This is a genomic window from Bradyrhizobium ganzhouense (assembly GCF_049949285.1).
Taxonomy (GTDB): Bacteria; Pseudomonadota; Alphaproteobacteria; order Rhizobiales; family Xanthobacteraceae; genus Bradyrhizobium; species Bradyrhizobium ganzhouense.
Map to the genome: position 1 here is coordinate 5,186,783 of NZ_CP181318.1, position 25,518 is coordinate 5,212,300.

Genomic DNA, 25,518 nt, shown 5'->3' on the forward strand with positions numbered 1-25,518 from the left:
ATCGCATCGACGCTCATTTTTTGATGTCGGCGGCGACGAGCACCCGATGGTCAGTCAGCAGCTCCTGCAAGGCTTGCAGCGCGGCCACGCCGCATAGCGTATCCTGCTCGCCGTTGCCGCCGCTCAGTCCCACGCCGCCGACCACTTCGTCGTCGACCACGATCGGGAAGCCGCCGACGAATACGGCGAACCTCCCCTCAAAACTCCACTGGATTCCGAACGCCTCGTTGCCGGGAAGCGCCGGTCCGTTCGGCATCTGGTTGAACAGATGCGTCGAGCGCTTGTGGCCGGCGGCCGTGAAGGCCTTGTTCCAGGCGATCTGCGGGCCGGTGACGCGTGCGCCATCCATCCGTTCGAGGACGAGCGGGTAGCCGCCGTCGTCCACGATACAGACCGTCTCGGGCACGCCTATCTCGGCGGCCTTTTTCAGCGCTGCGGCCGCCATCTGCCTGGCTTCCGATAGTTCGAGCTTGATCGATTTCCTCATCTCTTACCTCTTCCGTCGGCCGCGACGCCGCGCGCGCGGCATCGCCAGGAATTATCCTTCAGCATCCGCGATACACGGTCTTGATCTGGGTGTAGAATTCGAGTCCGGCCCGGCCGGACTCCCGGAACGTCGATGTACTCGACCGCTTCACACCTCCGAACGGCGCATTGATCAGGTTGCCGGTCGTGGTGCGATTGATCTTGACGGTTCCCGACTGAATGTCATTGGCGAAATCATGCATGATGCGCGGGTTGCGCGTCACGATCGCGGCCGACAATCCGTATTCGGTGTCGTTGGCCTTGGCGATGGCGTCCGCGTAGGACTCGACCTCGATGATCGCGATGACGGGGCCGAAGATCTCCTCGCGGGCGATGGTCATCTGCTGCGTGACGTCGGTGAAGATCGCCGGTGCAACGTAGTAGCCGCCGTCATAGCCGGCGCCGGAGAGCCGTTCGCCGCCGTAGAGGTGCGTCGCCTCCTGCTTTCCGATCGCGATATAGCGCAGCACCGTCTCGAGTTGCCTGGCGGTGGCGAGCGGCCCGAGGTCCATTCCGGCGATGAGGCCGTTGCCGATCTTCAAGGCCCTGACCCGGGCAACCAGCCGCTCCGTGAACTCGGCGCGCACCTGCTTCATGACCAGGACACGGCTGGTGCCGGTGCAAGCCTGGCCGGCAAGCGACAGGCCGCCCTTCACAGTCAGGTCGACCGCCTTGTCGAGGTCGGCATCGTCCATCACGATCAGCGGATTCTTGCCTCCGAGCTCCATCTGCGTGCGCGTCGTGAAGCTGACCGCGCGGCAAATCTGTGCGCCGGCGGCTGTCGATCCGGTAAACGAAATGGCGCGGATCTCGGGCGCTTCGGTGATGGCGGGACCGACCTCGCCGGCGCTGCCGGTGATGAAGTTCAGCACGCCCTTGGGCAGGCCGGCCGCCACGAGCGCCTCGGCGAGACGGTAGCCGCTCAGCGGCGCATCCGACGACGGCTTGAAGACCACCGTGTTGCCGGTAATGAGAGCGGGCACGATCTTGCGTGCCGGGATCGAGATAGGAAAATTCCAGGGCGTGATGACCGACACGACGCCGAGCGGCTCGCGCAGCGTGTAAACCGTCATGTCGGGATCGTCGTTGGGGAAGACTTCACCCACCAGCGACTGGCCTTCGACAGCATAGAATCGCAACGTTTGTGCCGAGCGCAGGATCTCATCCATGGCGAGATTGAGCGCCTTGCCCATTTCGCGGGTCATCTCTCGCGCGATCTGGTCCGCATGCGCGTCGAGACGATCCGCCGCCCGATTGAGAATGGCTGCGCGAGTCGAGATTGGCGTTTTCTTCCAGCGCTCGAACGCGGCCTCCGCCGCGTTGACCGCGAGCTTCGCCTCGGCCGCCGTCGAGGCCTGGAAGCGACCGACAATGTCGGACGTGTCGGCGGGATTGGTGTTGTCGAATGGCTTCGCAACGCCCCGCAACAGCTCACCATTGACGAGATTCGGGAATTCCTCGACCTGCAGTTTTGCATTGGAACCGCGGGCACCCGTTGTCGCAGCGTCACTCATCAGAATGGACCCTCTTCAATGCCAGATCAGGACCGCGCAGATGGTCGACGTCACCAGCCCCGCCAGCACCGGCACCATCACTGTCTGCACGATCTGGAATACCGGCACGCGCGCGAACCCGGCCACCGCGATCAGGGACGACCACGCCACCAGGGTGCCGCCCCCTGTCCACACAGCGCCCATCTGGCCGATCGCTGCGAGCGTCGCGGGATCCAGCCCGACGGTCGGCGCCAGCGCGCCCGACAGCGACCCGGTGAGCGGCAGGCCGGCAAAACCCGACCCGTCGATCCCCGTAATCATGCCTGCGATTAGAACGCCGAACGAGACGAAGACCTGGTTACCCGGAATCCACTGCTGCGCAGCCTGGACCAGTTCGAACAGGAGATTGGGCGCCTGAGCCGCGGGGACGCCGAGAATCGGGGCGGACAATCCCTGCTCGGCGCCGAGGAAAAAGAAACCGGCGATCGGCAGCACCGAGCCCATGGCCTTGAACGCGAAGACAAAGCCCTCGGTGACATGGTCGGCGCTGGCATCGAGGAATTTGCGCAACTCGTCGGTGACGAACGAGGCGCAGATCATCAGCACGGCGGCGACGCCGCCGACCAGCGCCGCGGCGTCGCCGCCCTTGAGGTCATGGCCGATGCCGAGCTTCGAGAGCACCATCACGACAATGACGGCGAGGAAGGCGAGCGGCGTCACCACCGCGAAGATCTTCGACCATTTTTCGCGAGGGCCGGGAATCGCCGCAAGCGCCCTGTCGATCTGCGCCTGGCTCGCGAGCGGCCTCTGATCGCCGGCAGTGCCACGGGCGATCTCGGCCTTGTCGAAGGTGCCCTCCTCCGCGATGCGCGCGAGTTCGCCGTTGCTCGACTGCGCCTGCCAGCGCTCGAGCAGTCTGTCATCAGGCTTGGTGATGAGCTTGCGGATGGCGAAGTAGCCCAGCACGAGCGCGATGCTGCCCGTGATCAGCGACAGCACCAGTGCTCTGTCCGCGACTGTGGCGGCGCTGACCGCAACACCTGCGGCCTTGGCGCTGATGCCCGGAGCGACGCCGATGACGTAGTCCGACGACAGTGCCATGCCCTGGCCTGCGATCGCGATCGCCAGCGCACCACCGAGCGGCGGCAGTCCCGCCGCGATCGCCGCCGGCAGCAGCACCGCCGAGACCAGCGGCACTGCGGGTGTCGGCCAGAAGAAGAGCGAGATGACGTAGGTGATGCCGGCCAGAACGAAATAGGCCGTGTGCCCGTCTTTCATCACGGCGCGGAACGGCTCCACCATGCGGATGTCGGAGCGCAGCACCTTCAGCGCGTTGAGCAGCGCGGTCATCAGCGCGATCACCAGGAAGATGTTGAACAGCTCCTTTGCCGCGGTGAAACTTGCGTTGAAGATGCTTCCGAGTGCGGCAATCGGACTGTGCGTCCAGGCCAGCGCGACCAGGAACGTCGCAAGGACCGACGGCACGACCACGTTGGCGCGCCAGATCATTGTCAGGACGATGAGGGCCACTCCCAACAGGTAGACCCAGTGCGCGGCGACGATCGGAACATGCGGCATTGTCATGCGATGCGCTCCCCCCCAAGCAGCCCACATTTTGTATACTGTATTCTAAAAACGCAACAGCAAACTGCGGCTACCTTGCAGAGGACGTTTGAAGATCGAAATTGTCGCCGACATATCCAATTGATATAACTTACAAAAATACACGATGACGCACCTGAAGCTGACTTTCCCACAGCGCGATACGTTGACGATCGACAAAAATTGTATACTGTATACTATAATTGCTAAGGCCCAACGGCCGCGACGAACCCGGCCCCACCCTTTCGGCGACAGAGGAGCGCGACGATGCAAAAGCTGATGAACCATGTGGAATTCCGCACGGCCCTCGAGAATGCAATCAAGGGCAAGAGCGCCAACAAGGCTCCCTTCAGCATCGCCTGGGCGAGCGGCAAGCTGAGCCGCGCGCATCTCGCGTGCTGGGCAGAGAACCACTACCATTATGTCGGCCCGTTCGCGGACTACCTCGGCTACATCTACGCGCGCATGCCGGAGCAGTATCAGGAAGCCAAAGACTTCCTGCTTGCCAACATGTACGAGGAGGAGATCGGTGGCGACCGCCATACCGACCTGCTGATCCGCTTCGCCGAGGCCTGTGGCACGACCGCGGAACGCGTCAAGAATCCCGACAACATGACCGCGACGACGCGCGGGCTGCAAAGCTGGTGCTATGCAGTCGCGATGCGCGAGGATCCGATCGTGGCCGTGGCGGGTCTCGTGGTCGGCCTGGAATCTCAGGTGCCGTCGATCTACCGCAAGCAGACCCCGACCTTGCGCGAGAAGTACAAGTTCACCGACGAGGAAGTCGAGTTCTTCGACCTTCACATCGTCTCGGACGAGATTCACGGCGAGCGCGGCTACCAGATCGTGCTCGAGCACGCCAACACAGTCGAGCTGCAGCAGCGCTGCCTGAAGATCTGCGAAATCGGCGCGCAGATGCGGCTGCTCTACACCACCGCCCTGTACCACGACTATGTCGCCAACGACATTCCGCTGGCCGAGCTCGATATGACCGAGAACAAGGTCCCCGCCGACGAGCGTTCCTTGCTGCAAGCCTGAGCCACGCGGCATGCCCAACGTCGTCTTTCACAGGAACGGCCAGACCTTTCACGGCGAGATCAAGGAAAACACCAATCTCGTCGTGAGAGCGGGCATCCGGCAGTTTCCCCATCCGAACTTCCTCTACGGCTGCGGCATGGGCAAATGCGGCAAGTGCGCGGCCCTGATCATCAAGGGAGCCGAGCACCTGCCCGAACCGAATTGGAAGGAAAAGAAACGGCTCGGCGCGAGAATCGAGGCCGGCTATCGGCTGGCCTGTCAGCTCTGGCTCACCCACGACGTGGAGCTGTCGCAGGAGGCAACGCCGCTCGCCGACGTGGTCGCAGCCGGCAAGGTCGGCTGATTTCTTGAGTGCCCAGTCCTTGAGTGCCCAGTCCTTGAGTGCCCAATCCTTGAGTGCCCAGGCCCGCACCGGCCTTGCGGCAATTCTCGCCAAACCAGGGAGACGTGAGCCATGTATGTGATCCTGACCAGCAAGGACGGACTGTTCCGGACCGAGATCATCGACGGGCTGCGGCCCCTCGTCTCCTACGACTATCTGTTCTACGGCACCAAGAAGGCAACTTTCGTGATCGCGGAGTTGCTCAAGGAAACCAAGATCAAGGTCATCGACGAAGCCTGGTCGCCGCCCGTCGTGAACCAGGTGCCCTCCAAATTCCTCGAAAAATTCGCGACGCCCGAGCTGGCCTATCGCGAGCTCGAGCACCTCACCACCTTCGGCCACATGGACACAAAGCTGCGCAAGTCGTGACGTCCGAAAGCACAAATCCGCCCGTCGCCAAGACCGGCATGATCGAAGTCACGTTCGTGACCAATAACGGGAAGTCCGTCACGGCCCCCGTCGACAGCAACCTGTTGCGGATCTCCTTGCGTGAACAGGGTGGCATCCCCTTCAAATGCGGCGGAGGAATTTGCGGAACGTGCAAATGCCTCATCGAGAAGGGACTGGAGAACACCGACGCGATCAAGCCGAAGGAACGCAAGCACCTCACCGACGAGCAATTCGCCGCCGGCTACCGGATGGCGTGCCAGACGTTTCTCACCGGCGATGTCAGCGTGTCCTGGACGCCGAGACCGGCCGCCGCGGGGACCCGCCCGGTATCGACGAGCCCTGCGTCCGATTCGCTCGATTGACGAGGTGGGCGATGCCGGCGCTCCCGGCGACAACGGCTTGCCGCTGCGCGGTGGGCAGTCTAAGTACGTTCGTGCCGTCCCAGCTGGGAATTCCGTTCGGTCGGTGACGGATCGGATCTCGCCGCGCGGTTCGAAAATCAAACCGGGGCGGTTGAGCAGGTCATCTCATGGCTAGCACTGGCAGGCTGGGAAACTCGAAACGACGTCTGGGTGACGACTACCTTTCCCTCCACGACAGGGTCATCGAGGAGCTGCGCCAGGCCATCTTGAGCCGACGGCTCAAGCCTGGCGAGCGACTGGTCGAAGGGCGCCTCGCCGAGGAGTTCGGCGTCTCCCGCAATCCGGTGCGAGAAGCGATCCGCGTGCTCACGAGTGAGGGCCTGGTCGAGGTGACCGCACGGCGCGGCGCATCGGTCCTTGCCATGACCGACGAGGAGGCGCGCGAAACGATCGAGGTTCGCGCGCTACTGGAGGGACAGAACGCACGGCTGGCCGCGCGCCGTCGCGATCAGGATATTCTGGGGCGGATCGCAGCAGTCCTGAACAAGGGCACCGCTGCCGTTGCCGCCAAGCGCTTCGACCTGTTGTCCGGCCTCAACCAGCAATTCCACAACGAGCTTGCGGCGGCCGGTCGCAATCGCGTCCTCTCCGATCTGCTCAAACGGCTGCGCGAGAGAACCGCGATGTTGTTCGCGCCGACCGATCCGGAACGTCAGGCGCGGACCTGGGACGAGCATGCCGGTATCCTGCGCGCCATCATCGCGGGCGACGAACGCGCCGCCGCCACGCTTGCCGCAGAGCATGTGATGCGGGCCGGCGCCGATTTTCTGTCGACCCTCCATATTCCCGAGGAAGGCCCGTCGCTTGAAGCGATGCCCGCGCGACCGGGCGCAGCGGCCGCAAAGCCGCGCCCCCGCCGCGCCGCCGGCGGTCGCACGAAGAAAGTAGCGAAGGGCGCCTAGCGTCGCCCCTTCCGCATCGTCGCGAGCACGATGTCGGCGGCGAGCACGCTCGGTGATTTGTTGCCGGTGGACATGATGGTGTCGAGCTGGGCAAAAGCCTCGACCTGCTGCTTGCGCATCGGCGTCTCCGTCAACACCTCGGACAGCGCGGCGGCGAGCTTCTCCGGCGTGCAGTCCTCCTGCAGAAACTCGGGGATCACGTCCTTGCCGATCACGAGATTGGCGAGGATCACCGAAGAGACCTGGATCGCGCGGCGCAGGATGAAGGCCTCCATCGCGCCGACGCGATAGGCGGTCACCATCGGAATGCCTGAGAGCGCCAGCTCCAGCGTCACCGTGCCGGATTTCGCCAGCGCCGCGCGCGCGATCCGGAATGCGGCGCGCCTCTCGGTTTCGCCGACCACGATCTGCGGCTTGACCGGCCAGGTCACGACGCCCGCGCGGACCGTGGCTTCGAGATGCGGCATCGTCGGCAGCATCAATTCGAACGCGCGGCCCTCGGCCTGCAATCGCCCGAGCGCGGCGCCGAACAGGCCGAGATGATGCCGGATCTCGCTGCGGCGGCTGCCCGGCAGCACCAGCAGCACCGGCGGCTCGCTGTCGCGGCGCTTTTGCTCGTCAGGGGTCGGGCGCAGCGACGGTAATTGCTCGATCAGGGGATGGCCGACATAGCTGCATGGCGGCCCTTTCAGCTTGCGGTACTCCTCCGGCTCGAACGGCAGCAAGCCAAGCACGTGATCGACATAACCAAGCATCGCGCGCGCACGGCCCGGCCGCCAGGCCCAGACCGAGGGCGAGACGTAGTCGACGACGGGGATCGCGGGATTCTTCGCGCGGACCCGGCGAGCGACGCGATGGGTGAAGTCAGGACTGTCGATGATGACCAGCGCGTCGGGCGCGGACTCGGTCACGGCATCCGCGGTCTCGCGGATCAGCCGCAGGATCTTCGGCAGTTGCTGCATCACCGCGGCAAAGCCGACGATCGACAGCTCCTCGATCGGAAACAGCGTCTCGAGCCCCTCGCGCGCCATGGTGCGGCCGCCGACGCCCTCGAACTGCACGCCGTCGCCGAGGCGCTGGCGCAGCACCTTCATCAGCGCCGAGCCGAGCCGGTCGCCGGATTCCTCCGTCGCGATCAGAAAGATCTTCCGTTTGGGATCGCGGTTCTGAATCACGCGGGCAGACCGACGACGAAGAGATATTTGGCGTCGGCGAGTCCGATCATCGCCTGCGGCTCGGCGGCGATGGTGTTGCCGGCGATGACAGCGACACCGGCAAGGCCGGCCTTGGCGACACCCTCGATCGTGCGCGCGCCGATCGTCGGCAGGTCGAAGCGGAGATCCTGGCCGCTCTTCGGCGCCTTCACCAGCACGCCACGCCCAGTCGCGGCACGGATACGGCCCTCCTCGCGCAACCGCGCCACGCGCGCCAGCAACGCATCGGTGCCCTCGATGTCCTCGACCGCCACCACATGGCCGTCGATCACCACGGCGGCCTGCCCGATGTCGAACGGCCCGAGCGCGGTCAGAACCGCGCGCCCGCGTTCGATGTCGCCCTTGGCATTGTCGGCCGGCCAGGCGCGGGTGATGCAACCCTCGGGCATCAGCAGGTCGGGCGCGACGTCCTTGATGCCGACCATGCGAAAGCCGCCTTGCTCGAGAATGCGCCCGACGCCCGACAGCAGATGATCGTCGCCGCCGCGGAAGGCGCGGATGACGTTGCCGAGCAGCCGCAACGTCGTGACGTCGAAGCGGATCTCCGTGAGCGAAGGCCGCACCAAGGTGCCGATGAAGATCAGGTCGCGGCAGCCTTCCTCGCGGAACAGCCGCATGGCGCGGCCAAGCTGACCGACCGAGATCCAGCGGTGGCGGAATTTCTCCACCTGCACCGGATCGCAGGCGCCTCGCAACGGAAACAGCACCGGCGTGATGCCGCGCAAGGCGAGCGAGTCGGCAACCGCGAACGGCATCGCGCCACCGCCCGCGACCACGCCGACCGGTGATGAAATCCCTGGAGCCGCCGATGTCATGTCCGCGGCCATCTCGGCGTCACTTCTCGATGGTGGGAAGACAGAGCGGACGCTTGCCCTTGCCGATGAAGCCGAGGATTTCGGCGATCGCAGGATCTTCGCTCTCAAGGGGCCGCACCGCCTCCAACCGCTCGGCGAAGGTGCCGGGGCCATGGAAGAGTTTCTGGTAGAACGCACGCACGGTTGCGAGGCGCTGCCTAGTGAACTTGCGCCGCTTCATGCCGATGAGATTGAGGCTCTCCAGCACTGCATATTGGCCGTTGGCGAGCCCGTACGGGATGATGTCGTCGCGCACGCCCGAGAGGCCGCCGACCATCACATAGGAGCCGATGCGGGTGAACTGGTGCACCGCGGACAGCCCGCCGATATAGACGGCATCGCCGATCTCGCAATGGCCGCCGAGCGTCGCCGAGGTCGCGAAGATCGCGTTGTTGCCGACCATGCAGTCATGGCCGACATGGCTGTTGTTCATGAAGTAGCCGTCGTTGCCGACGCGCGTCTTCCCGCCGCCCTTGACGGTGCCGACGTTCATCGTCGCGCCTTCGCGGATGGTGTTGCCGGAACCGATGTCGAGCGTGGTCGGCTCGCCCTTGTAGCTGAGGTCCTGCGGCGCGCCGCCGAGCACCGCGAACGGCGAGATCACGCAATTGTCCCCGACCGAGGTATGGCCGATGACGGTGACCTGTCCAATCAGCTTGCAATTGGCCCCGATCCGGGCGCTGCGACCAATGATGCAGAAGGGCCCGATCTCGGTGCCCTCGCCGATCACGGCGCCGTCTTCCACCCGTGCGGTGGGATCGATCTTACTCATCAAGAAGGTCTGACTATGTGTTGAACTTGCTCGGCTTTCCGGTGGTTAGCGCGACTGCGCCCGATCTGTCCAGTGACGTATGATCTCGGCGTGTTTCAGAGACCGGCTGAGGACGCCGCGCCGCTGCATCAACGACCTCGTCCAACACTTGAACGGGCGGCGCGCCTCAATCAGTCGGTCAGCATCGCCCCGACATCGGCTTCGGCGACGACCGTGCCATTGACCTTGGCGTCACCGTGAAACCACCACATGGTCTTGCGTCGGCCGAGCGAGCGCATGTGATACTCGATGGTATCGCCGGGCAGCACGGGCTTGCGGAATTTGCACTTGTCGATGGTGAGGAAATAGACCGCGCGCGGCTTCTCGGTGCCCTCGACCGACTTGATGCCGATCACGCCGGCGGTCTGCGCCATTGCCTCGATCATCATCACGCCCGGATAGACCGGACGTTCGGGGAAATGGCCCTGGAAGGCCGGCTCGTTGAAGGTGACGTTCTTGATGCCGATGCCGCTGTAATCCGCCCGGATGTTGATCACCCGGTCGATCAGGAGCATCGGAAAGCGGTGCGGCAGCGTCTGGAGGATCGCATTGATATCCACCAGCTCGAATTTCACAGGTGATTCCGCCGTCATTCCCGTCCCTCGTCCTTCGGATCGGCCTTGCTGTCGCGTACCAGGCGCTCCACCGCGATAATTTCCTTGAACCATTGTTTGGTCGGCTTGGCAAAGAAACCGCCCCAGCGACCGTTCGGCGGGATGTCGTCCTTGACCCCGCTCATCGCGGTGACCTGGGCCCCATCACCGATCTTGAGGTGATTGTTGATGCCAACCTTTGCTCCCAGCGCCACGTTGTCGCCGATCGTCAGGCTGCCCGCGAGCCCGATCTGGGCCGCCAGCAGGCAGTTCCGGCCGATCGTCACATTGTGGCCGATCTGGACCTGATTGTCGATTTTGGTGCCCTCCCCGATCACAGTGTCCCGCAAGGAGCCGCGATCGATGGTGGTGCCGGCACCGACTTCCACATTGTTCTGGATCAGCACACGGCCGGTCTGGGGCACCTTCAGATGGCCCTCGGGGCCGAAGAAGATGAAGCCGTAGCCGTCCTGGCCGATCGAGCAGCCGGGGTGGATCAGCACGTTGTTGCCGATCAATGCGCACTGGATAGCCGTGCGGGCGCCGACATTGCAGTCCCGCCCGATCTTGACGCCCGGACCAAGGACCACACCTGCGCCGATCACGGTGCCGCTGCCGATCTCGACATCCGGGCCGATGACAGTCAGCGGCTCGACGATGACGTCGTCCTCCAGCCGCGCCGACGGGTCGATGATGGCCGATGGCGCAATGCCGTCATTGCCAAACCAGGACTGCGGGCGCAGCGCATCGCCATGCCATTCCCGGGCGATCCCGACAAAGGCGCGGAACGGCTGCGCCACCCGCAGCACGGCCACATGCGCGGGCACCTGGGCCTCGAAGCGCGGGCTCACCAGACAGGCGCCAGCCTTGGTCGCCTTGAGCTCATCGGCGTATTTGAGGTTGTCGAAGAACGCCAGATGCATCGGGCCGGCTTCGTCCAGCGAAGCAAGACCCGTGATGACATGATCGCCCCTGACAGGGTCGACCAGTTGCGCCTTGGTCAGCGCAGCGATGTCGGCCAGCGTCGAGGCCGGCGGTTTTTTGAAGAAGGTCGGCTGCGCCATTCCACCCCGTTGCGGTCCGGCTTCGGCATGAAGCGATCAGGCCGCATCATGCCTTATCTCACGGATTGAGCACGATCTTTTTGGCGACCGGCCCCAGGGAACTCCCCAAGGAATTCCCAGGCGGCCGGATCATGCCGAGCTGTTCGAATTAGAACGAGGTGCCGCCGCCGAACCGGAATTCCTGCACGCGGTCATTCTTGCCCTTGGTGAGCGGCACTGCGTAGTCGAAGCGCAGCGGACCGAACGGCGAGGCCCAGATCAGACCGACACCGACCGACGACCGGACCACATTGCCATTGTCATACACCAGGCCGGTACAAGTTCCAGCGGTGGCCGGGTTGACGGTCGATGGCGTACAGTTCGAATTCTTGGTCGTGGTCATTTCGTTGGTCACCGACCACGTCGTCGGGCCCTGATAGTCGAAGAGACCACCGGCGTCGGCGTAGACAGCACCCTTCAGACCCACTTCCTTCGGAAGGAACCAGAACGGCATCTGCAATTCCAGCGAAGCGCCCCAATATTTGGTGCCGCCAATCGCGTCCTGCGTACCGAAGGGATTCAAATCGCGCGGACCGATGCCGTTCGGCGCAAAGCCGCGGACGAGATTCGGGCCCATCTGGAAATGATCCAGCATGCGCAGATCGTTGTTGCCGATCTTGTTCAGGATACCGCCCTGGAGATGGACGAGACCGACGAGGTCCGACACCAGCGACTGGTAGTACTTCGCATCGGCCACGGTCTTCAGGTAGGAGACGTCGCCGCCGACGCCGGCGAAGTCCTGCCTGAAGTCGATGAGCAGGCCATCGGTCGGGTTCTTATTGTTGTCCAGCGTGTTGTAGGTCAGCGTGTAGCCAAGCGCCGAGGTCAGCGTCTTGCCGTTCGCAAGTTCCTTGCGCACCGGGAGCGACGCTTCACCGTCACTGTAGCAGCCAAGGCCATTGGTGGACGCAGCCAGAGGGATACCGGTTGCATTGGAGAAGGCCGGGCTCGGGTTGAAGGCTGGATTCGGCGTCACGCCGTCCGCGAGGAACTGATTGTTGTTACAGTTCGCCAGATAGGACGGCAGCGTGATTTCCTGCTGATAGATCGAGTAGCGCAGCTGGAGCGTCAGGTCCTCACGCAGGGAGAAGCCGAGGCGCGGGCTGAAGCCCAGCGTCTTGGTACCGTAGGAGATGTAGTTGTTGGACAGCTGGGTGCGCTGATAGAGGTCGAGGCCCAGCGCGACGCGGTAATCGAGTAGATACGGCTCGACGAACGACAGCGAATAACCGCGGGCGTACTGGCCGTAGGTGACCGACGCCTTGGCGAACAGACCGCGGCCGAGCAGGTTACGCTCGGAGACCGAGACTTCGGCCAACGCACCGTCGGTCGTGGAGTAACCACCAGAGACCGAGAAGTCGCCGGTCGACTTTTCTTCGAGATCCACGATCAGGACCACGCGGTCGCTGGAAGAGCCCGGCTCCGTCGTGATCTTCACGCTCTTGAAGTAGTCGAGGTTCTTCAGGCGGCGCTCGGCGCGATCGACCAGCGCACGGTTGTAGGCATCACCCTCGGAGAGGTCGAACTCGCGACGGATCACGTAGTCACGGGTACGGGTGTTTCCGCGGATATTGATGCGCTCGATATAGGTGCGCGGACCTTCGTCGACATTGAACACGACCGCGACGGTATGCGCATCGAAATTGCGATCGCCGCCCGGACGCACCACCGCAAAGGCGTAGCCGCGGCGCGAGGCCTCGATCTGCATGTCCTCAACCGACTTCTCGACTGATTCGACGTTGTAGAGCGAGCCGACATTGACGCGTGAGAAGCTGCGCAGCGAGCTCGGATCGAAATTCGGGATGCTGGAGCGGAAATCGACGGTACCGACGCGGTACTGCTGGCCTTCCTCGATCTTGAAGGTGACGTTGAAGCCCTTCTTCTCCGGATCATATTCGGTGAGCGCGGCCACGACCTGAACGTCGGCGAAGCCGTTCTTCAGGTAGAAGCGGCGAATCAGGTCGCGGTCGGCCTCGACGCGGTCCGGATCGTAGACGTCACCGCTCGAGAGGAAGCTCAGCAGATTCGATTCGTGCGTCTTGATGACGTCCCTGAGGCGGTAGGATGAGAACGCGTTGTTACCGATGAACTCGATCGACTTGACCGAGGTCTTGGCGCCTTCGTTGACCGTGAAGACGAGATCGACCCGGTTGTTCGGCTGCTCGATGATCTCCGGGACGACGGTCACGTCATAGCGGCCGGAGCGGCGATAGATTTCGGCGATTCGCAGCGTGTCCGACTGCACCATGGCGCGGGAGAACGTGCCGCGGGCCTTGGACTGGACTTCGGCGGTGAGCTGCTCGTCCTTGATCTTCTTGTTGCCCTCGAACGCGATGCGCCCGATCACCGGGTTTTCCACCACGGAGACGACGAGCTGGCCGCCTGCGCCGCGGTTGATCTTCACGTCCTGGAACAGGCCGGTTTCGATCAGCGCCTTGAGGCCGTCATCGATGGCGCCCTGATCAAGGTGACCACCGGGGCCGGGCTTGAAATAGGAGCGGATCGTCTCCACCTCGACGCGGCGATTTCCTTCGACGGAAATCGACTGCACGGTCTGCGCGAGCGCAGACGAAGACACAAAAACAGCCCCAACCGGGGCAAACACCGGCGCGCCGAACATGATCAGGGTTGCGAGCAAGCCCCCCCGGAGTCGCAGTCCAAACTTCATTGCGCAACGCGCCCTTATCAGTACCAGACCCAACCCCAAAGCCGGTCTGGGAGATTCCCCAAGTTCAAGCCGCTTGTAGCCAATTTCGCCGACGCCGCAAACGGCCGAACGCGCCGCAATTTCAATTTCATTCCAAGACGTTGCCCAACAGCAACGCCACAAAAAAGCCCCTATCAGGAACCCGGCAATCGTAGAATGTCGTTGTAAGTTGCGAACACCATCAGCATCAGGACCAAGCCAAGCCCGATTCGGAACCCAATCTCCTGGGTCCGCTCGGAAAGCGGACGTCCGCGGGCCACTTCCGCCGCGTAGAACATAAGGTGACCGCCATCGAGTAGCGGGATCGGGAACAAGTTCAACAAGCCGATCGACACCGACAGTACGGCGCAGAGGTTGATCAAGAACTGCAATCCGGCGCTTGCCGCCTGCCCCGACATTTTTGCAATGCCGATGACGCCGCTGACCTCGCTCGGATTACCAGCCCCCGTGAACAGCGAGCCCAGGAACTTGAACGTGCTGGAGATGATGAACCAGACCTGCTCGACCCCGATCTTGAGCGCCTCGCCGACGCCGACCGGCGTAGTCGAGACCTCACCGGCCTGCGACTTGTGCTCGACACCGAGCACGCCGACGCGGTGGCTGTTGCCGAACGGATCCTTGCGCTCGAGCAGCGCCGGCGTCGCCGTCAGCGACACGATCGCGCCATCCCGCTTCACCTGGAAAGCCAGCGCTGAACCGGCGCTCGTCGCGACGATCCGCTGCATATCGGCAAAGCTCTCGATCGGCTTGCCGTCGATCTGCACGACGACGTCGCCGATCTTGAAGCCGGCGGCAGCCGCAACGCCGTCGGCGACGACGCCGTCCACGCGCGCGATGGTGCTCGGCTTGCCGTAATACAGGGCCATGCCTGCGAAAATCAGGGCACCGAGAATGAAATTGGCAATCGGACCGGCCGCGACGATGGCGGCGCGCGGGCCGACCTTCTTGTGGTGGAAGCTGCCGGCGCGCTCTTCGGCCGTCATGGCCGCGAGCGCTTCAGCTGACGGGGTCGAAGCCTCGCTCTCGTCGCCGAAGAACTTGACGTAGCCGCCGAGCGGGATCGCCGAGATCTTCCAGCGGGTGCCGTGACGGTCGTTGAAACCAACCAGCTCAGGTCCGAAACCGAGCGAAAAGGTCAAGACACGAACGCCGGCCCAGCGCGCGACCAGGAAATGGCCGAGCTCGTGGAAGAACACGACGATGGTCAGGACGAACAGGAAGGGAACGATGTAGCCGAGGAGCCCATGGCTCAACGCATTGAAACTATGGGTAAAAAAGTCGATCATCGAATTCCCTCATCCAGCGCCGCAAGGCCCTGGCCCCGAACTACCTAGGATGCCTTTAAGGCAATTTGAGGCAATAGGGCGGCAGCTTTATTTCGCGAAACATGGTCAACGGAGATTGCATCGTCCGCCGAGGTCATCGGGCCCTGGTTCCCGCCCCGGATCCAGTCCTCCAGCGTCGCCTCGACCAGCCGGGCAATGGCGCCGAATCGGATCTTGCCGGCGATGAAGGCCGCGACCGCGACCTCGTTGGCGGCGTTGTAGACGGTGGTCGCCCCCTTGCCGTGCCGGAGCGCATCGAAGGCCAGGCGAAGCCCGGGGAATCGCTCGAAATCCGGAGCCTCGAAAGTCAGCTGGCCGATCTTGGCCAGATCGAGCTTGGCTGCCGGTCCCTTGATGCGGTCGGGCCAGCCGAGGCAATGGGCGATCGGCGTACGCATGTCCGGCGAACCCAGCTGGGCCATCACCGAGCGGTCGGAGAACTCGACCATGCCGTGAATGATCGACTGGGGATGCACCAGGACGTCGATCTCGTCCGGGCTCAAGGCGAACAGATAGGACGCCTCGATCACCTCGAGCCCCTTGTTCATCATCGAGGCGGAATCGATCGTGATCTTCTGGCCCATGCTCCAGTTCGGATGCTTCAGGGCCTGCTCGAGGGTCGCCTGCTCGATGTCGGCCGGCTTCCAGGTGCGGAACGGGCCGCCCGAGGCGGTGATGATGACGCGAACCAGCTCGTCGCGATTGCCCGATGCCAGCGCCTGGAACAGCGCGTTGTGCTCGGAGTCGGCCGGCAAGATACAGGCGCCCGCTTTCGCCGCGCGCTGCATGAAGAAATCGCCGGCGCAGACCAGGCATTCCTTGTTGGCGAGCGCAACATGCGCGCCGCGATCGACCGCAGCCAGGGCCGGCTTCAGCCCGGCGGCACCGCTCACCGCTGCCATGACCCAATCGGCTGGCCGCGCGCCGGCCTCGATCACTGCGCTTTCGCCGGCGCCGCATTCGGTGCTCGTGCCTGCAAGTGCGGACTTGAGCTCGGCGAGCTTGGAGGCGTCTGCGATCGCGACGAAACGCGCGGAAAATTCCTTGGCAAGCTTCGCCAGCGCCTCGACATTGCTGTTCGCGGTCAGGGCCTCGACGCGATAGCGCTCGGGCGAAGCGCGCAGCAAATCCATCGTGCTGTCGCCGATCGAGCCGGTGGCGCCGAGCACCGTGACACTGCGGATATCGGCCGCAGCAGGCTTGTTGTTACGCAAAGGGACAGCGCTCATATCCTCACCAAACCATAAGACCGCTTCCGGCGCTATGCACACCATGGCGGAGAAAGCCGATAATCCATGCCACCAGGATGGCGGCGACAAAGCCGTCCAGGCGGTCCAGAAGTCCGCCATGGCCGGGAATTAAGTGACTGGAATCCTTGACGCCGAAGCGTCTTTTCACCGCGGATTCGAACAGATCGCCCGCTTGCGAGACCACCGAGAGGATGGCGCTGACGAGCAGTAGCGGAACCGCCTTGCCGATGCCGAATGTGGCAAACCCGGTCGCGACCGCAAGGCTCGCGGCAAAACCACCGAACGCGCCGGCCCAGGTCTTTTTCGGGCTGACGCGCGGCCACAGTTTCGGTCCGCCGATGGCGCGGCCGGCGAAATAACCGCCGATATCGGTCGCCCACACCACGAGCAGCACGAACATCAGTGCGGAGAAGCCGTGCACGAGATCCTTCCGCACCAGGATCGAGGCAAGCAGCGCCGCCGCTGCATAGGCGAAGCCGGTCGCGGCCCAGACGAACTTGCCCCGCGCGATCAGCGTCACGATCGCACCGCCGACACAGCCGGCGATGACGGCGGTCTTGAGCGCGCCGAAGGCGACGGAAGCGCCCATCATGGCGATGACGATCGTCCCTGCCCCGGTCAGCGCAGCGGACCCCGCCCCCACCACCATCAGCCATTCCGCGAACAGTCCGATCGACACCAGGGTGACGAGCAGCGCCCACAGCCAGCCACCGGCGTAAGCGACCGCAATGGTCAGCGGCGCCAAGACCAGCGCCGCGAGAACTCGCATCAGGAGATTGCTTGGAGCCGGCGCGGAGCCGGCCGGTGCGGCGTCGGGTTCGCTCACGAGGCGGTTTTCGCGACCAGGCCGCCGAAACGGCGCTCGCGCCGGGCGAATTCGGCGATAGCGCTTTCGAGCGCCGCCTTGTCGAAATCGGGCCAGTGGACCGGCACGAACACGAGCTCGCTATAGGCGGCCTGCCACATCAGGAAATTGGACAGGCGCTGCTCGCCGCTGGTGCGGATGATGAGATCGGGATCGGGAATGTCGGGCGCGTCGAGATGGGCGCCGAGAGTATCGGCATCGATCGAGGCAGGATCGCGCTTGCCGTCTGCGACTTCGCGCGCAAGCCTTTGCGCCGCTTTCGCGATTTCCTGCCGCGAGCCGTAGTTGAAGGCGACGACGAGCGTGAGGCGCGTGTTGTCGCGCGTCAATTCCTCGGCCTCGTTCAGCAGCGCGCAGATGTCGCCCTCGAGCCCGTCGCGCTCGCCGATGATACGAACCTTGACGCCGTCGCGATGCAGGCTCGCCAGATCGTTGCGGATGAAGCGCTTGAGCAAACCGAAGAGATCGCCGATCTCGCTCGCCGGCCGCGACCAGTTCTCCGAGGAGAACGAGAAGATGGTGAGATAGCGGATGCCGAGTTCGTGCGAGGCACGCACCACGCGGCGCAGCGCCTCGACGCCGCGGCGATGCCCCTCCGCCCGCGGCAGACCGCGCGCGGCCGCCCAGCGCCCGTTGCCATCCATGATGATGGCGACATGCGCAGGCGCGTCGGACCGGTCTGGTCCTTCCGTTGCGGGCGCGGCGGCGTTGGACATGGAGGCGGCCTTAAAGCATGATCCGGACGAGTGCGATGCGGTGTTCCCTCGCGACAAACGCGGAACGCGTTTGCGCGGAGATCATGCGCGAACAATACTCCAAAGCGTGATGATGATGCTCATCGCGCTTTAGACGGTGAGGATTTCTTTTTCCTTGGCGGCCAGCAGCTGGTCGATCTCGGTGATGGTGCCGTCGGTCACCTTCTGCACCTCGTCGGCGTGACGCTTCTGATCGTCCTCCGACATCTCGTGATTCTTCTCGAGCTTCTTCAGAACATCGAGACCGTCGCGACGGACATGACGCGCAGCCACCTTGGCGGCTTCGGCGTATTTGTGCGCGACCTTGACCAGTTCCTTGCGGCGCTCCTCGTTGAGCTCGGGAATGCGCAGGCGCAGAACCTGGCCTTCGGTCGCAGGCGACAGGCCGAGATTGGAATCGACGATCGCCTTCTCAACCGGCTTCACCATCGACTTGTCCCAGACCTGCACCGAGATCAGGCGCGGCTCGGGCACGCTGACGGTGGCGAGCTGATTGAGCGGCATGTGACTGCCATAAGCCTCGACCTGCACGGGATCGAGCATCGAGGCCGACGCGCGGCCCGTACGCAGGCCGCCAAGCTCGTGCTTGAGCGACTGGACCGCGCCCTGCATGCGGCGCTTCACTTCGTTGAGGTCGAAATTACCCGTGGCCATCACGTTTCTCCTTCAATATCCCGGCGACCTCACCACGCCCTCCCTCGGGGCGCGCCAGATGAGCCATCAGCCGGCGACGATTGTCCCGTGGCCCGCGCCGCGTAGAATCGCGCCGATCGAACCGGGTTCCGCGATCGAAAATACGATGATAGGCAGCGATGTCTCGCGGGCAAGTGCGAAGGCGGTCGCATCCATCACCTTGTAGCCGCCCTCGATGGCCTGCGAATGCGTCAGCCGGTCGAATCGCGTGGCGGACGGGTCCTTCTTCGGATCGGCCGAGTAGACGCCGTCGACATTGGTCGCCTTCAGCACCGCCTGGGCGCCGATCTCGGCGGCGCGCAGCACCGCGGTCGTGTCCGTGGTGAAGAACGGATTGCCGGTTCCGCCGCCAAGCAACAGGATCCGCCCCTCGGCGAGATATTTGTGCGCCGCCGCGCGGGTGAACAGCTCGGAAACCTCGGGCATGACGAACGCCGAGAGAGCCCTCGCCGGCGCGCCCTTGCGCTCGATCGTCGCTTCGAGCGCGAGGCAGTTCATCATGGTGGCAAGCATGCCCATGGTGTCGCCGGTCGGGCGCGACACACCGCGGGAGGACACCTCGACGCCGCGAAAGATATTGCCGCCGCCGATCACGACCGCAACCTCGGTACCAAGCTGACGGGCGGCGATCAGATCGTCGGCAACCCGGTCCATTGTCGCTTGATCGATGCCAAAGCCTTGCTGTCCCGCGAGATATTCGCCGGACAGCTTGATCACGACGCGACGATAGACCGGATCAGTCATGAGCACTTTCCTTGTCCGGGCGCCGCTTCCGGCGGCCCGCCGGAAGGAGGTGTTCCGGCGCTTACTTCTTGCCGCTGGCCGCCGCGACCTCAGCCGCGAAGTCCGATTCCTGCTTCTCGATTCCCTCACCGAGAGCATAGCGCACGAAGCCCGCGACCTTCACGGTGCCGCCGACCTTGCCTTCGGCTTCCTTCACCGCCTGCGCCACCGACTTGCCGGTGTCGTGGATGAAGGCCTGCTCGAGCAGGCAGACTTCCTTGTAGTAGGTCTTCAGACCGGACTCGACGATCTTCTCGATCACGTTCTCCGGCTTGCCCTGCTGGCGATATTTGTCGGCAAGCACGTCCTTCTCGCGCTTGACGACGGCCGGATCGAGACCGGACGGATCGAGCGCGAGCGGGTTGGCGGCGGCGACATGCATCGCGATCTGGCGGCCGAGCGCTGCGAGCTCGTCGGCCTTGCCGGGCGATTCCAGCGCCACGATCACGCCCATCTTGCCGGCGCCGTCGACGACCGCACCGTGGACGTAGCTCGACACCACGCCCTGGCTCACTTCGAGCGAAGCCGCCCGACGCAGCGTCATGTTCTCGCCGATGGTGGCGATCGCGTCGTTGATCGCGGCTTCCACCGTAACGTCACCAACCTTGGCGGCCTTGATCTTCTCGACGTCAGCGCCGGCATCGAAAGCGACCTGAGCGACCATCTTGACCAGGCCCTGGAACTGGCCGTTACGCGCGACGAAGTCGGTCTCGGAGTTGACCTCGACCACGACGCCCTTGGTGCCCCTGGTGAGCGCGCCGATGAGGCCCTCGGCCGCGACGCGGCCCGACTTCTTGGCGGCCTTCGACAGGCCCTTCTTGCGCAGCCAGTCCTGCGCCGCTTCCATGTTGCCGTCGTTCTCGGTCAGCGCGGCCTTGCAGTCCATCATGCCTGCGCCGGTGGACTCGCGCAGATCCTTGACCATCGCAGCAGTGATCGTTGCCATCGTTGAAAATCCTTCTTGCCTGCCGGTTTGCCGCGGCGTGGCATCCAATTGCCCCGCCGCGGTCCATCTCAGGAATTCGCGTCAACTGAATGAAATGGTGGCCGGATCCTGTCCGGCCAACCGATCGCTCTTTTTGACTATTCCGCTTCCGCGGTCAGCGCCTTGGCCTTGGCCACCCAGGCATCCGCCCGGCTCGGCAGACCGACTTCTTCGCCGATCTTGTGCGCGGTGTCGTGATCGAGCTCGGCGAGCTGCCAGAAGTGGAAGATGCCGAGGTCGTTGAACTTCTTCTCGATCGCGCCCGACACGCCCGGGAGCTTCTTGAGGTCGTCAGCGGTGCCGCGCGGACCGGCAAGGCCCTGGAAGCCGGCGGTCGTGGGCAGCTCTTCGGCGATCGGACGGGTCGAGGCGCCGATATCGATGCCCGAATCGCCCTGGGCGCGCGAGATGCCGTCGATCGCGGCGCGCGCAATAAGATCGCAGTACAACGAAATGGCGCGACCGGCGTCGTCATTGCCAGGCACCACGTAGGTGATGCCCTTCGGATCGGAGTTGGTATCGACGATCGCAGCGACCGGAATGTTGAGCCGCTGGGCCTCCTGGATCGCGATGTCTTCCTTGTTGGTGTCGATCACGAAGATCAGGTCGGGCAGACCGCCCATGTCCTTGATGCCGCCAAGCGAGCGATCGAGCTTGTCGCGCTCGCGCTGAAGCGTCAGGCGCTCCTTCTTGGTGTAGGAATTGGCTTCGCCGCCGGCCAGCACCTCATCGAGGTGACGCAGGCGCTTGATCGAGGCCGAGATCGTCTTCCAGTTGGTCAGCGTGCCACCGAGCCAGCGCGAATTGACGAAATACTGCGCGCAGCGCTTGGCCGCGTCCGCGACGCCGTCCTGCGCCTGGCGCTTGGTGCCGACGAACAGGATGCGGCCGCCCTTGGCAACCGTATCGCTGACGGCCTGGAGGGCCGTGTGCAGCATCGGCACGGTCTGGGCGAGGTCGACGATGTGGATGTTGTTGCGGGCGCCGAAAATGAACGGAGCCATTTTCGGATTCCAGCGGTGAGACTGGTGACCAAAGTGCACACCAGCTTCGAGCAGCTGACGCATAGTGAAATCGGGTAGTGCCATCGTTCTAATTCTCCGGTTGGTTCCTCCGGAAGCGTGTGAGCAAAACGGAGCGATGTCGCCCCGGCTGCCACCGGACGGCCTTGTGAGCCATGCTTCCGTGTGAGATGGGGCGCTATATAGCGCCATTTCGGCCAGACGCAAGGAAATAAGGGCCTTTCGGGGCTTTTACCGCCCGCGAAAGGCCCTTTTCGGGATTTCCGCCCAGCCCACTAGCACTTGGGCTGATTGGGCGGGCACTTTTTCGGGGCCGCAGGGCGCGGTGGTGGTGGCGGCGCGGGCCGCGGCGGCGGGGCTGCGGCCACCCGGGGCGGCGGTGGTGGCGCCGGACGGGCCACCGGCGGCGGCGCGGGCCGAGGAGCCGCGGCGACAGGCGGGCGTGGTGGTGGCGGCGCAGCCCGCGGCGGAGCCGGCGCGGCGACCCGCGGCGGAGGCGGAGGCGTCGGCCTTGCGAGCGCCTGCGGGTGCGGCGCTGGCGGCGGCGGCGGCCTTGTGACCTGCGCGGGCGATGGTGTTGCGGGCCGCTGCCCTTGCGGCTTGATCTGCTCCCGTGCGGTGACCGGCGGCGAAGGCTGCGTCGGTTTCCCATTGGTCACATTGGTCGTGGTCACGCCCGGCTTGCCCGCCGGGGTCAGCTTGGTCTCGCCGGGCTTTACCGGCGCAATGGCCGTATTGGCGGGATTGGCCGTATTGGCATGCTCCTGGACGTTCGGACGCGCTCCTCCGGTAGGCGGCGCATTTGACGGCGTCGTTTGCGGTGTAAGCTTGGCGTTGGCAGGCTGCGAACTGCTACCGGGTTTGGTGATTGCACCAGAACCGCCGACGGGGTTAGTCGAGGACGTCGACGAAGACGTGCCCGTGGCCGCCGTTCCTGTCTGCGGCGCGCCCTTGATCGCGGGCGCGGTCTGGCCGGGCACGGGCAAAGAGTGGCCGGCCGGCGGACCGGCCTTCGTATCCGCCGTGCTCGGCGCGGTAGCCGTCGCCGGATTGGCCTTGCCTCCGGCCGTAGGTCCGGCTGCGTTGCCGGTGACCGGCGCGCCGGGGGCTCCCGTCTTCGTCGTGACATTGCCGGTTCCGGGCGCTCCCGCCGGACTTCCCGCAGCAGCGTTGCCGGTCGGCGTCGTGACTTGGCTCCTTGTCTTCAAGGCTGCCGCGCCGGCCTTCGTTGTCGGATCGACCGAAACCGTCTTGGGGACCGGAGCCTTGTTGTCCCGAATCAAGGCCGCCTTTTGAACCACGGTCGGCGGCACAGCCGTCGTTGCCCCGACAGGCTTTCCGGATGCTGCCACGGTCGCGGTGATGGCTGGATCACCCGCTGCCGTTGCCGGTGCTTGCTGGTTGATCACGGTGTTGATGACCGTGGTGTTATGAATGTTATTGAAAATGATGTTGTTCGGCGGCGGCGCCACATAGACCGGCGGGCTGAAGAACACCGGAATCGGCACGAACACCGGCTGCGGCAGCACGAACAGGCCGACGACGGCGAGCGGCGGCGCCAGCACCACGAAATCCGGCGGCGGCGGCGGACAGAAATAGACCGGCGGCGGCGGTGGCGGCGCGAAGCCGAAATCGGGGTCGCCGAAATACAGCACGGGACGGTCGACATAGACCACTTCGGCCGGCGGCGGCGGCGGCACGTCATAGTCCATCATCGCAAAGCTAGGCGGCGGCTCGAGCGGCGCTGTCAGGATCGCCAGGCGCCGACGCGCATCGCCCGCATGCGGCCCGCCCGGATAGCGGCGCAGATACGACCAATAGGCGTCCGGCGTATCGGCGCGATAGGACCGCCGCCAGGTGATTGCCTCGCGGCGCGCCGCAACGATCGCCATCACGCGCTTGGCAAGCGGATCGCCGGGATAGGCGGCGAGAAAATCCTCATAGGCCGGCAGCGTGTCGCGCTCGAGCGCGGCCGCGTAGGCATCCTGCACGCCGAGATCGCGGATCGGCTTGTTGCGGATCGCGGCGACCTGGTCGGGCGCAGCCTGCGGCGGCGGTGCGTCGGGAGCCCGATCGAAGAAGGCGAATGGCGCGGTGACCTTCTGGTCGTCCCACGGTACCTGCGCGCCCTTGGAGGCTTCGTTGACGCGCAAGCGAACGCGGTCGAACACCTCCGGCAACGACAGGCCGCCGGTGCGAATCATCTCGGCGAGCGATTGCGCATAGACGCCGTACGGCCCCGGCTCTTCCGGCGCCACCGTGCCGGGCGCGGCGTTGAAGGCGATCAGCATGTTCGGATCCGGCTCGACCAGCGCCAGGCCGCTCGCGATCGGCTGCTGGCCGCCCTCGATGAAGGGCTGCGCACGCGCCGCGTCGAGCACGACGATGTTCGCCTTGAGCGGGATAGCGGAGAGCTGGCGGGCATAGTCGCTGACGCGCAATGCTTCGGTTGGAATGTCGGTGTCGCGCGCGATGTTGGAATCGACCGGGATGAAATAGTTCTCGCCGGCGAGCTGCACGCCGTAGCCAGACAGATAGATCATCGCGACGGTGCCGGGGCCCGAGGCCTGCGCCTTTTGGATGAAATCGCGCAAGCTCTTGCGCAGCGTGTCGCCGTCGAGATCGCGCGCGCCGACCACGTCGAAGCCCGCCGCCTGCAGCGTCTGCGCGATCAGGCCGGCATCGTTCGCGGTGGTTGCCAGCGGCGACTTCGAATAGGCGCCGTTGCCGACCACGAGCGCGATGCGTTTTTCCTGCTGCTGCGCGCTAACTGGCGTGAGCGCGCCCGCAACCAAGAGGATCGGCAGAAGGAAGCAGATGAAGACCTTGTGTGTCCCGCGCATGGCTTGCTTGCCCGTTATTGTTGTTGAGTGACCAGCACGCATCAGACATGCGGCCGGCTGAACGGCAGTTGAACGAAAGGCTTGGATTGAGGCGGCGGCGTGGCGCGCGGCCAATCTCAGCCTCTTGCGTCAGCTCCTCGTAAGCTTCGGCCTCCTTGGGTATTCAGCCTTGTGCGATCATATCCACCGTCCCCGTCGCGAGCCGGTAGATGCCGCCGACGATCTTCAGCTTGCCTTGCTCGACGGCCGCATTGAGGATCGGCGCGGCCGACTTCAGCTTGCCGACATTGTCGACCACGTTCTGCCGGATCGCCTTGTCGAGCACCTCCCCGCCCTGCTGCATCGCAGCTTTCGCCGCGGGCGCGATCGCATCGACCAGGGAGGGAATGTGTCCCGGCGGCGATGTGTTGTCCTTGAGCGCCTTCAGCGTGGCATCAACCGCGCCGCAGGCATCATGGCCGAGCACGAGGATCAGCGGCGTGTTGAGCACGGCCACAGCGTATTCCAGGCTGGCGATGGTTTCAGTGCCGGCAAAATTGCCGGCGACACGGCAGACGAAGAGATCGCCGCGGCCGGTGTCGAAGGCGTATTCCGGCGCGATTCGCGAATCGGCACAGCTCAGCACCGCCGCGAACGGATTCTGCCCGCCGGCCAGCGCCTCGCGCTCATGCTTGAAGTCGTGGCGCCGCGTAACGCCCTCGACGTAGCGCGCGTTGCCGTCCATCAGCCGCTTCAGCGCCGCATCCGGCGACAGCACGTTCTGCGGTTTGGGCGGCGGCTTGGATTCCTTGGCGAAGGCTCGGTCGCTGAAGGCGGTAGCAAGTGCGGCCGCAGTCAGCAGCATCGCGAACCGCCGCGATGGTCCCATTCGGTTTAAACGGTCTTGAGAGCATTGGTCGCACATTGTCGGTTCCTCGACCGTTGCAGCGGGAGCAGCGCAGACGCGTCGTTTTACATCCGG

General features: G+C 64.6%; 24 protein-coding genes. 5 read left to right on the top strand and 19 right to left on the bottom strand.

Annotated features, from left to right (window positions below):
- Positions 1-13: 13 nt before the first annotated feature.
- The 3 genes from ACLFLU_RS23775 to ACLFLU_RS23785 form a co-directional block, all read right to left on the bottom strand.
- The gene (locus ACLFLU_RS23775; RefSeq protein WP_426407289.1) at positions 14-445 is read right to left on the bottom strand and encodes a GlcG/HbpS family heme-binding protein; all 432 of its coding nucleotides are present in this window, start codon (positions 443-445) and stop codon (positions 14-16) included.
- Positions 446-545: 100 nt separating this feature from the next.
- Positions 546-2,039: an aldehyde dehydrogenase family protein gene (locus tag ACLFLU_RS23780; RefSeq protein WP_426407290.1), complete on the bottom strand. Its 1,494-nt coding sequence runs from the start codon at positions 2,037-2,039 to the stop codon at positions 546-548.
- 15 nt (positions 2,040-2,054) lie between these two features.
- A complete protein-coding gene (locus ACLFLU_RS23785) occupies positions 2,055-3,602 on the bottom strand; it encodes a hypothetical protein (protein ID WP_426407291.1) in 1,548 nt (515 codons plus the stop codon).
- A gap of 285 nt (positions 3,603-3,887) precedes the next feature.
- Here ACLFLU_RS23785 and ACLFLU_RS23790 point away from each other — a divergent pair, with 285 nt between their 5' ends.
- The 5 genes from ACLFLU_RS23790 (at position 3,888) to ACLFLU_RS23810 (ending at position 6,754) form a co-directional block, all read left to right on the top strand.
- Positions 3,888-4,658, top strand: coding sequence for a TenA family transcriptional regulator (locus ACLFLU_RS23790; RefSeq protein WP_426407292.1), 771 nt, complete (start codon positions 3,888-3,890; stop codon positions 4,656-4,658).
- Between the two features lie 10 nt (positions 4,659-4,668).
- Positions 4,669-5,001: a 2Fe-2S iron-sulfur cluster-binding protein gene (locus ACLFLU_RS23795; protein ID WP_234683957.1), complete on the top strand. Its 333-nt coding sequence runs from the start codon at positions 4,669-4,671 to the stop codon at positions 4,999-5,001.
- Positions 5,002-5,112: 111 nt separating this feature from the next.
- Positions 5,113-5,409 (top strand): ferredoxin, encoded by a 297-nt coding sequence (locus tag ACLFLU_RS23800; protein WP_426407293.1) that lies wholly within the window; start codon positions 5,113-5,115, stop codon positions 5,407-5,409.
- Positions 5,410-5,447: 38 nt separating this feature from the next.
- Complete coding sequence (locus ACLFLU_RS23805; RefSeq protein ID WP_426407294.1) at positions 5,448-5,792, top strand: 2Fe-2S iron-sulfur cluster-binding protein; 345 nt, start codon at positions 5,448-5,450, stop codon at positions 5,790-5,792.
- 167 nt (positions 5,793-5,959) lie between these two features.
- Complete coding sequence (locus ACLFLU_RS23810; protein WP_426407295.1) at positions 5,960-6,754, top strand: GntR family transcriptional regulator; 795 nt, start codon at positions 5,960-5,962, stop codon at positions 6,752-6,754.
- Here ACLFLU_RS23810 and lpxB read toward each other — a convergent pair.
- The 16 genes from lpxB to ACLFLU_RS23890 form a co-directional block, all read right to left on the bottom strand.
- Positions 6,751-7,929 carry a lipid-A-disaccharide synthase gene (gene lpxB, locus ACLFLU_RS23815; RefSeq protein WP_426407296.1) on the bottom strand — a complete coding sequence of 393 codons (1,179 nt, stop codon included), beginning with the start codon at positions 7,927-7,929 and terminating at the stop codon, positions 6,751-6,753. The two genes, ACLFLU_RS23810 and lpxB, sit on opposite strands and share 4 nt — an antisense overlap.
- Entirely contained in the window at positions 7,926-8,783 is an 858-nt protein-coding gene (locus ACLFLU_RS23820; RefSeq protein WP_426414055.1) for an LpxI family protein, read from the bottom strand. Before ACLFLU_RS23820 ends, lpxB begins: the two co-directional genes overlap by 4 nt.
- Positions 8,784-8,802: 19 nt before the next feature.
- Positions 8,803-9,594, bottom strand: coding sequence for an acyl-ACP--UDP-N-acetylglucosamine O-acyltransferase (gene lpxA / locus ACLFLU_RS23825; protein WP_426407297.1), 792 nt, complete (start codon positions 9,592-9,594; stop codon positions 8,803-8,805).
- A 170-nt stretch (positions 9,595-9,764) separates the two neighbouring features.
- Positions 9,765-10,226, bottom strand: a complete 462-nt coding sequence (fabZ, locus tag ACLFLU_RS23830) for a 3-hydroxyacyl-ACP dehydratase FabZ (protein ID WP_128966488.1) — start codon at positions 10,224-10,226, stop codon at positions 9,765-9,767.
- Positions 10,223-11,290 (bottom strand): UDP-3-O-(3-hydroxymyristoyl)glucosamine N-acyltransferase, encoded by a 1,068-nt coding sequence (gene lpxD / locus ACLFLU_RS23835; RefSeq protein ID WP_426407298.1) that lies wholly within the window; start codon positions 11,288-11,290, stop codon positions 10,223-10,225. Before lpxD ends, fabZ begins: the two co-directional genes overlap by 4 nt.
- A 148-nt stretch (positions 11,291-11,438) precedes the next feature.
- A complete protein-coding gene (gene bamA / locus ACLFLU_RS23840) occupies positions 11,439-13,997 on the bottom strand; it encodes an outer membrane protein assembly factor BamA (RefSeq protein ID WP_426407299.1) in 2,559 nt (852 codons plus the stop codon).
- Positions 13,998-14,170: 173 nt separating this feature from the next.
- Positions 14,171-15,322 (bottom strand): RIP metalloprotease RseP, encoded by a 1,152-nt coding sequence (rseP, locus tag ACLFLU_RS23845; RefSeq protein WP_426407300.1) that lies wholly within the window; start codon positions 15,320-15,322, stop codon positions 14,171-14,173.
- 44 nt (positions 15,323-15,366) lie between these two features.
- Positions 15,367-16,590 carry a 1-deoxy-D-xylulose-5-phosphate reductoisomerase gene (gene dxr, locus ACLFLU_RS23850; protein WP_426407301.1) on the bottom strand — a complete coding sequence of 408 codons (1,224 nt, stop codon included), beginning with the start codon at positions 16,588-16,590 and terminating at the stop codon, positions 15,367-15,369.
- 4 nt (positions 16,591-16,594) lie between these two features.
- Positions 16,595-17,437, bottom strand: a complete 843-nt coding sequence (locus tag ACLFLU_RS23855; RefSeq protein WP_426407302.1) for a phosphatidate cytidylyltransferase — start codon at positions 17,435-17,437, stop codon at positions 16,595-16,597.
- Positions 17,434-18,192, bottom strand: a complete 759-nt coding sequence (locus tag ACLFLU_RS23860) for an isoprenyl transferase (RefSeq protein WP_426407303.1) — start codon at positions 18,190-18,192, stop codon at positions 17,434-17,436. Before ACLFLU_RS23860 ends, ACLFLU_RS23855 begins: the two co-directional genes overlap by 4 nt.
- Before the next feature lie 129 nt (positions 18,193-18,321).
- Positions 18,322-18,885 carry a ribosome recycling factor gene (gene frr / locus ACLFLU_RS23865; RefSeq protein WP_426407304.1) on the bottom strand — a complete coding sequence of 188 codons (564 nt, stop codon included), beginning with the start codon at positions 18,883-18,885 and terminating at the stop codon, positions 18,322-18,324.
- A gap of 66 nt (positions 18,886-18,951) precedes the next feature.
- Entirely contained in the window at positions 18,952-19,668 is a 717-nt protein-coding gene (gene pyrH, locus ACLFLU_RS23870) for a UMP kinase (RefSeq protein ID WP_426407305.1), read from the bottom strand.
- Positions 19,669-19,729: 61 nt separating this feature from the next.
- The gene (tsf, locus tag ACLFLU_RS23875; RefSeq protein WP_426407306.1) at positions 19,730-20,653 is read right to left on the bottom strand and encodes a translation elongation factor Ts; all 924 of its coding nucleotides are present in this window, start codon (positions 20,651-20,653) and stop codon (positions 19,730-19,732) included.
- A 137-nt stretch (positions 20,654-20,790) separates the two neighbouring features.
- Positions 20,791-21,780, bottom strand: a complete 990-nt coding sequence (locus ACLFLU_RS23880) for a 30S ribosomal protein S2 (RefSeq protein WP_426407307.1) — start codon at positions 21,778-21,780, stop codon at positions 20,791-20,793.
- A gap of 209 nt (positions 21,781-21,989) precedes the next feature.
- Entirely contained in the window at positions 21,990-24,557 is a 2,568-nt protein-coding gene (locus ACLFLU_RS23885; protein WP_426407308.1) for a caspase family protein, read from the bottom strand.
- Between the two features lie 163 nt (positions 24,558-24,720).
- Entirely contained in the window at positions 24,721-25,461 is a 741-nt protein-coding gene (locus ACLFLU_RS23890) for a carbonic anhydrase (protein ID WP_426407309.1), read from the bottom strand.
- Positions 25,462-25,518: the final 57 nt, after the last annotated feature.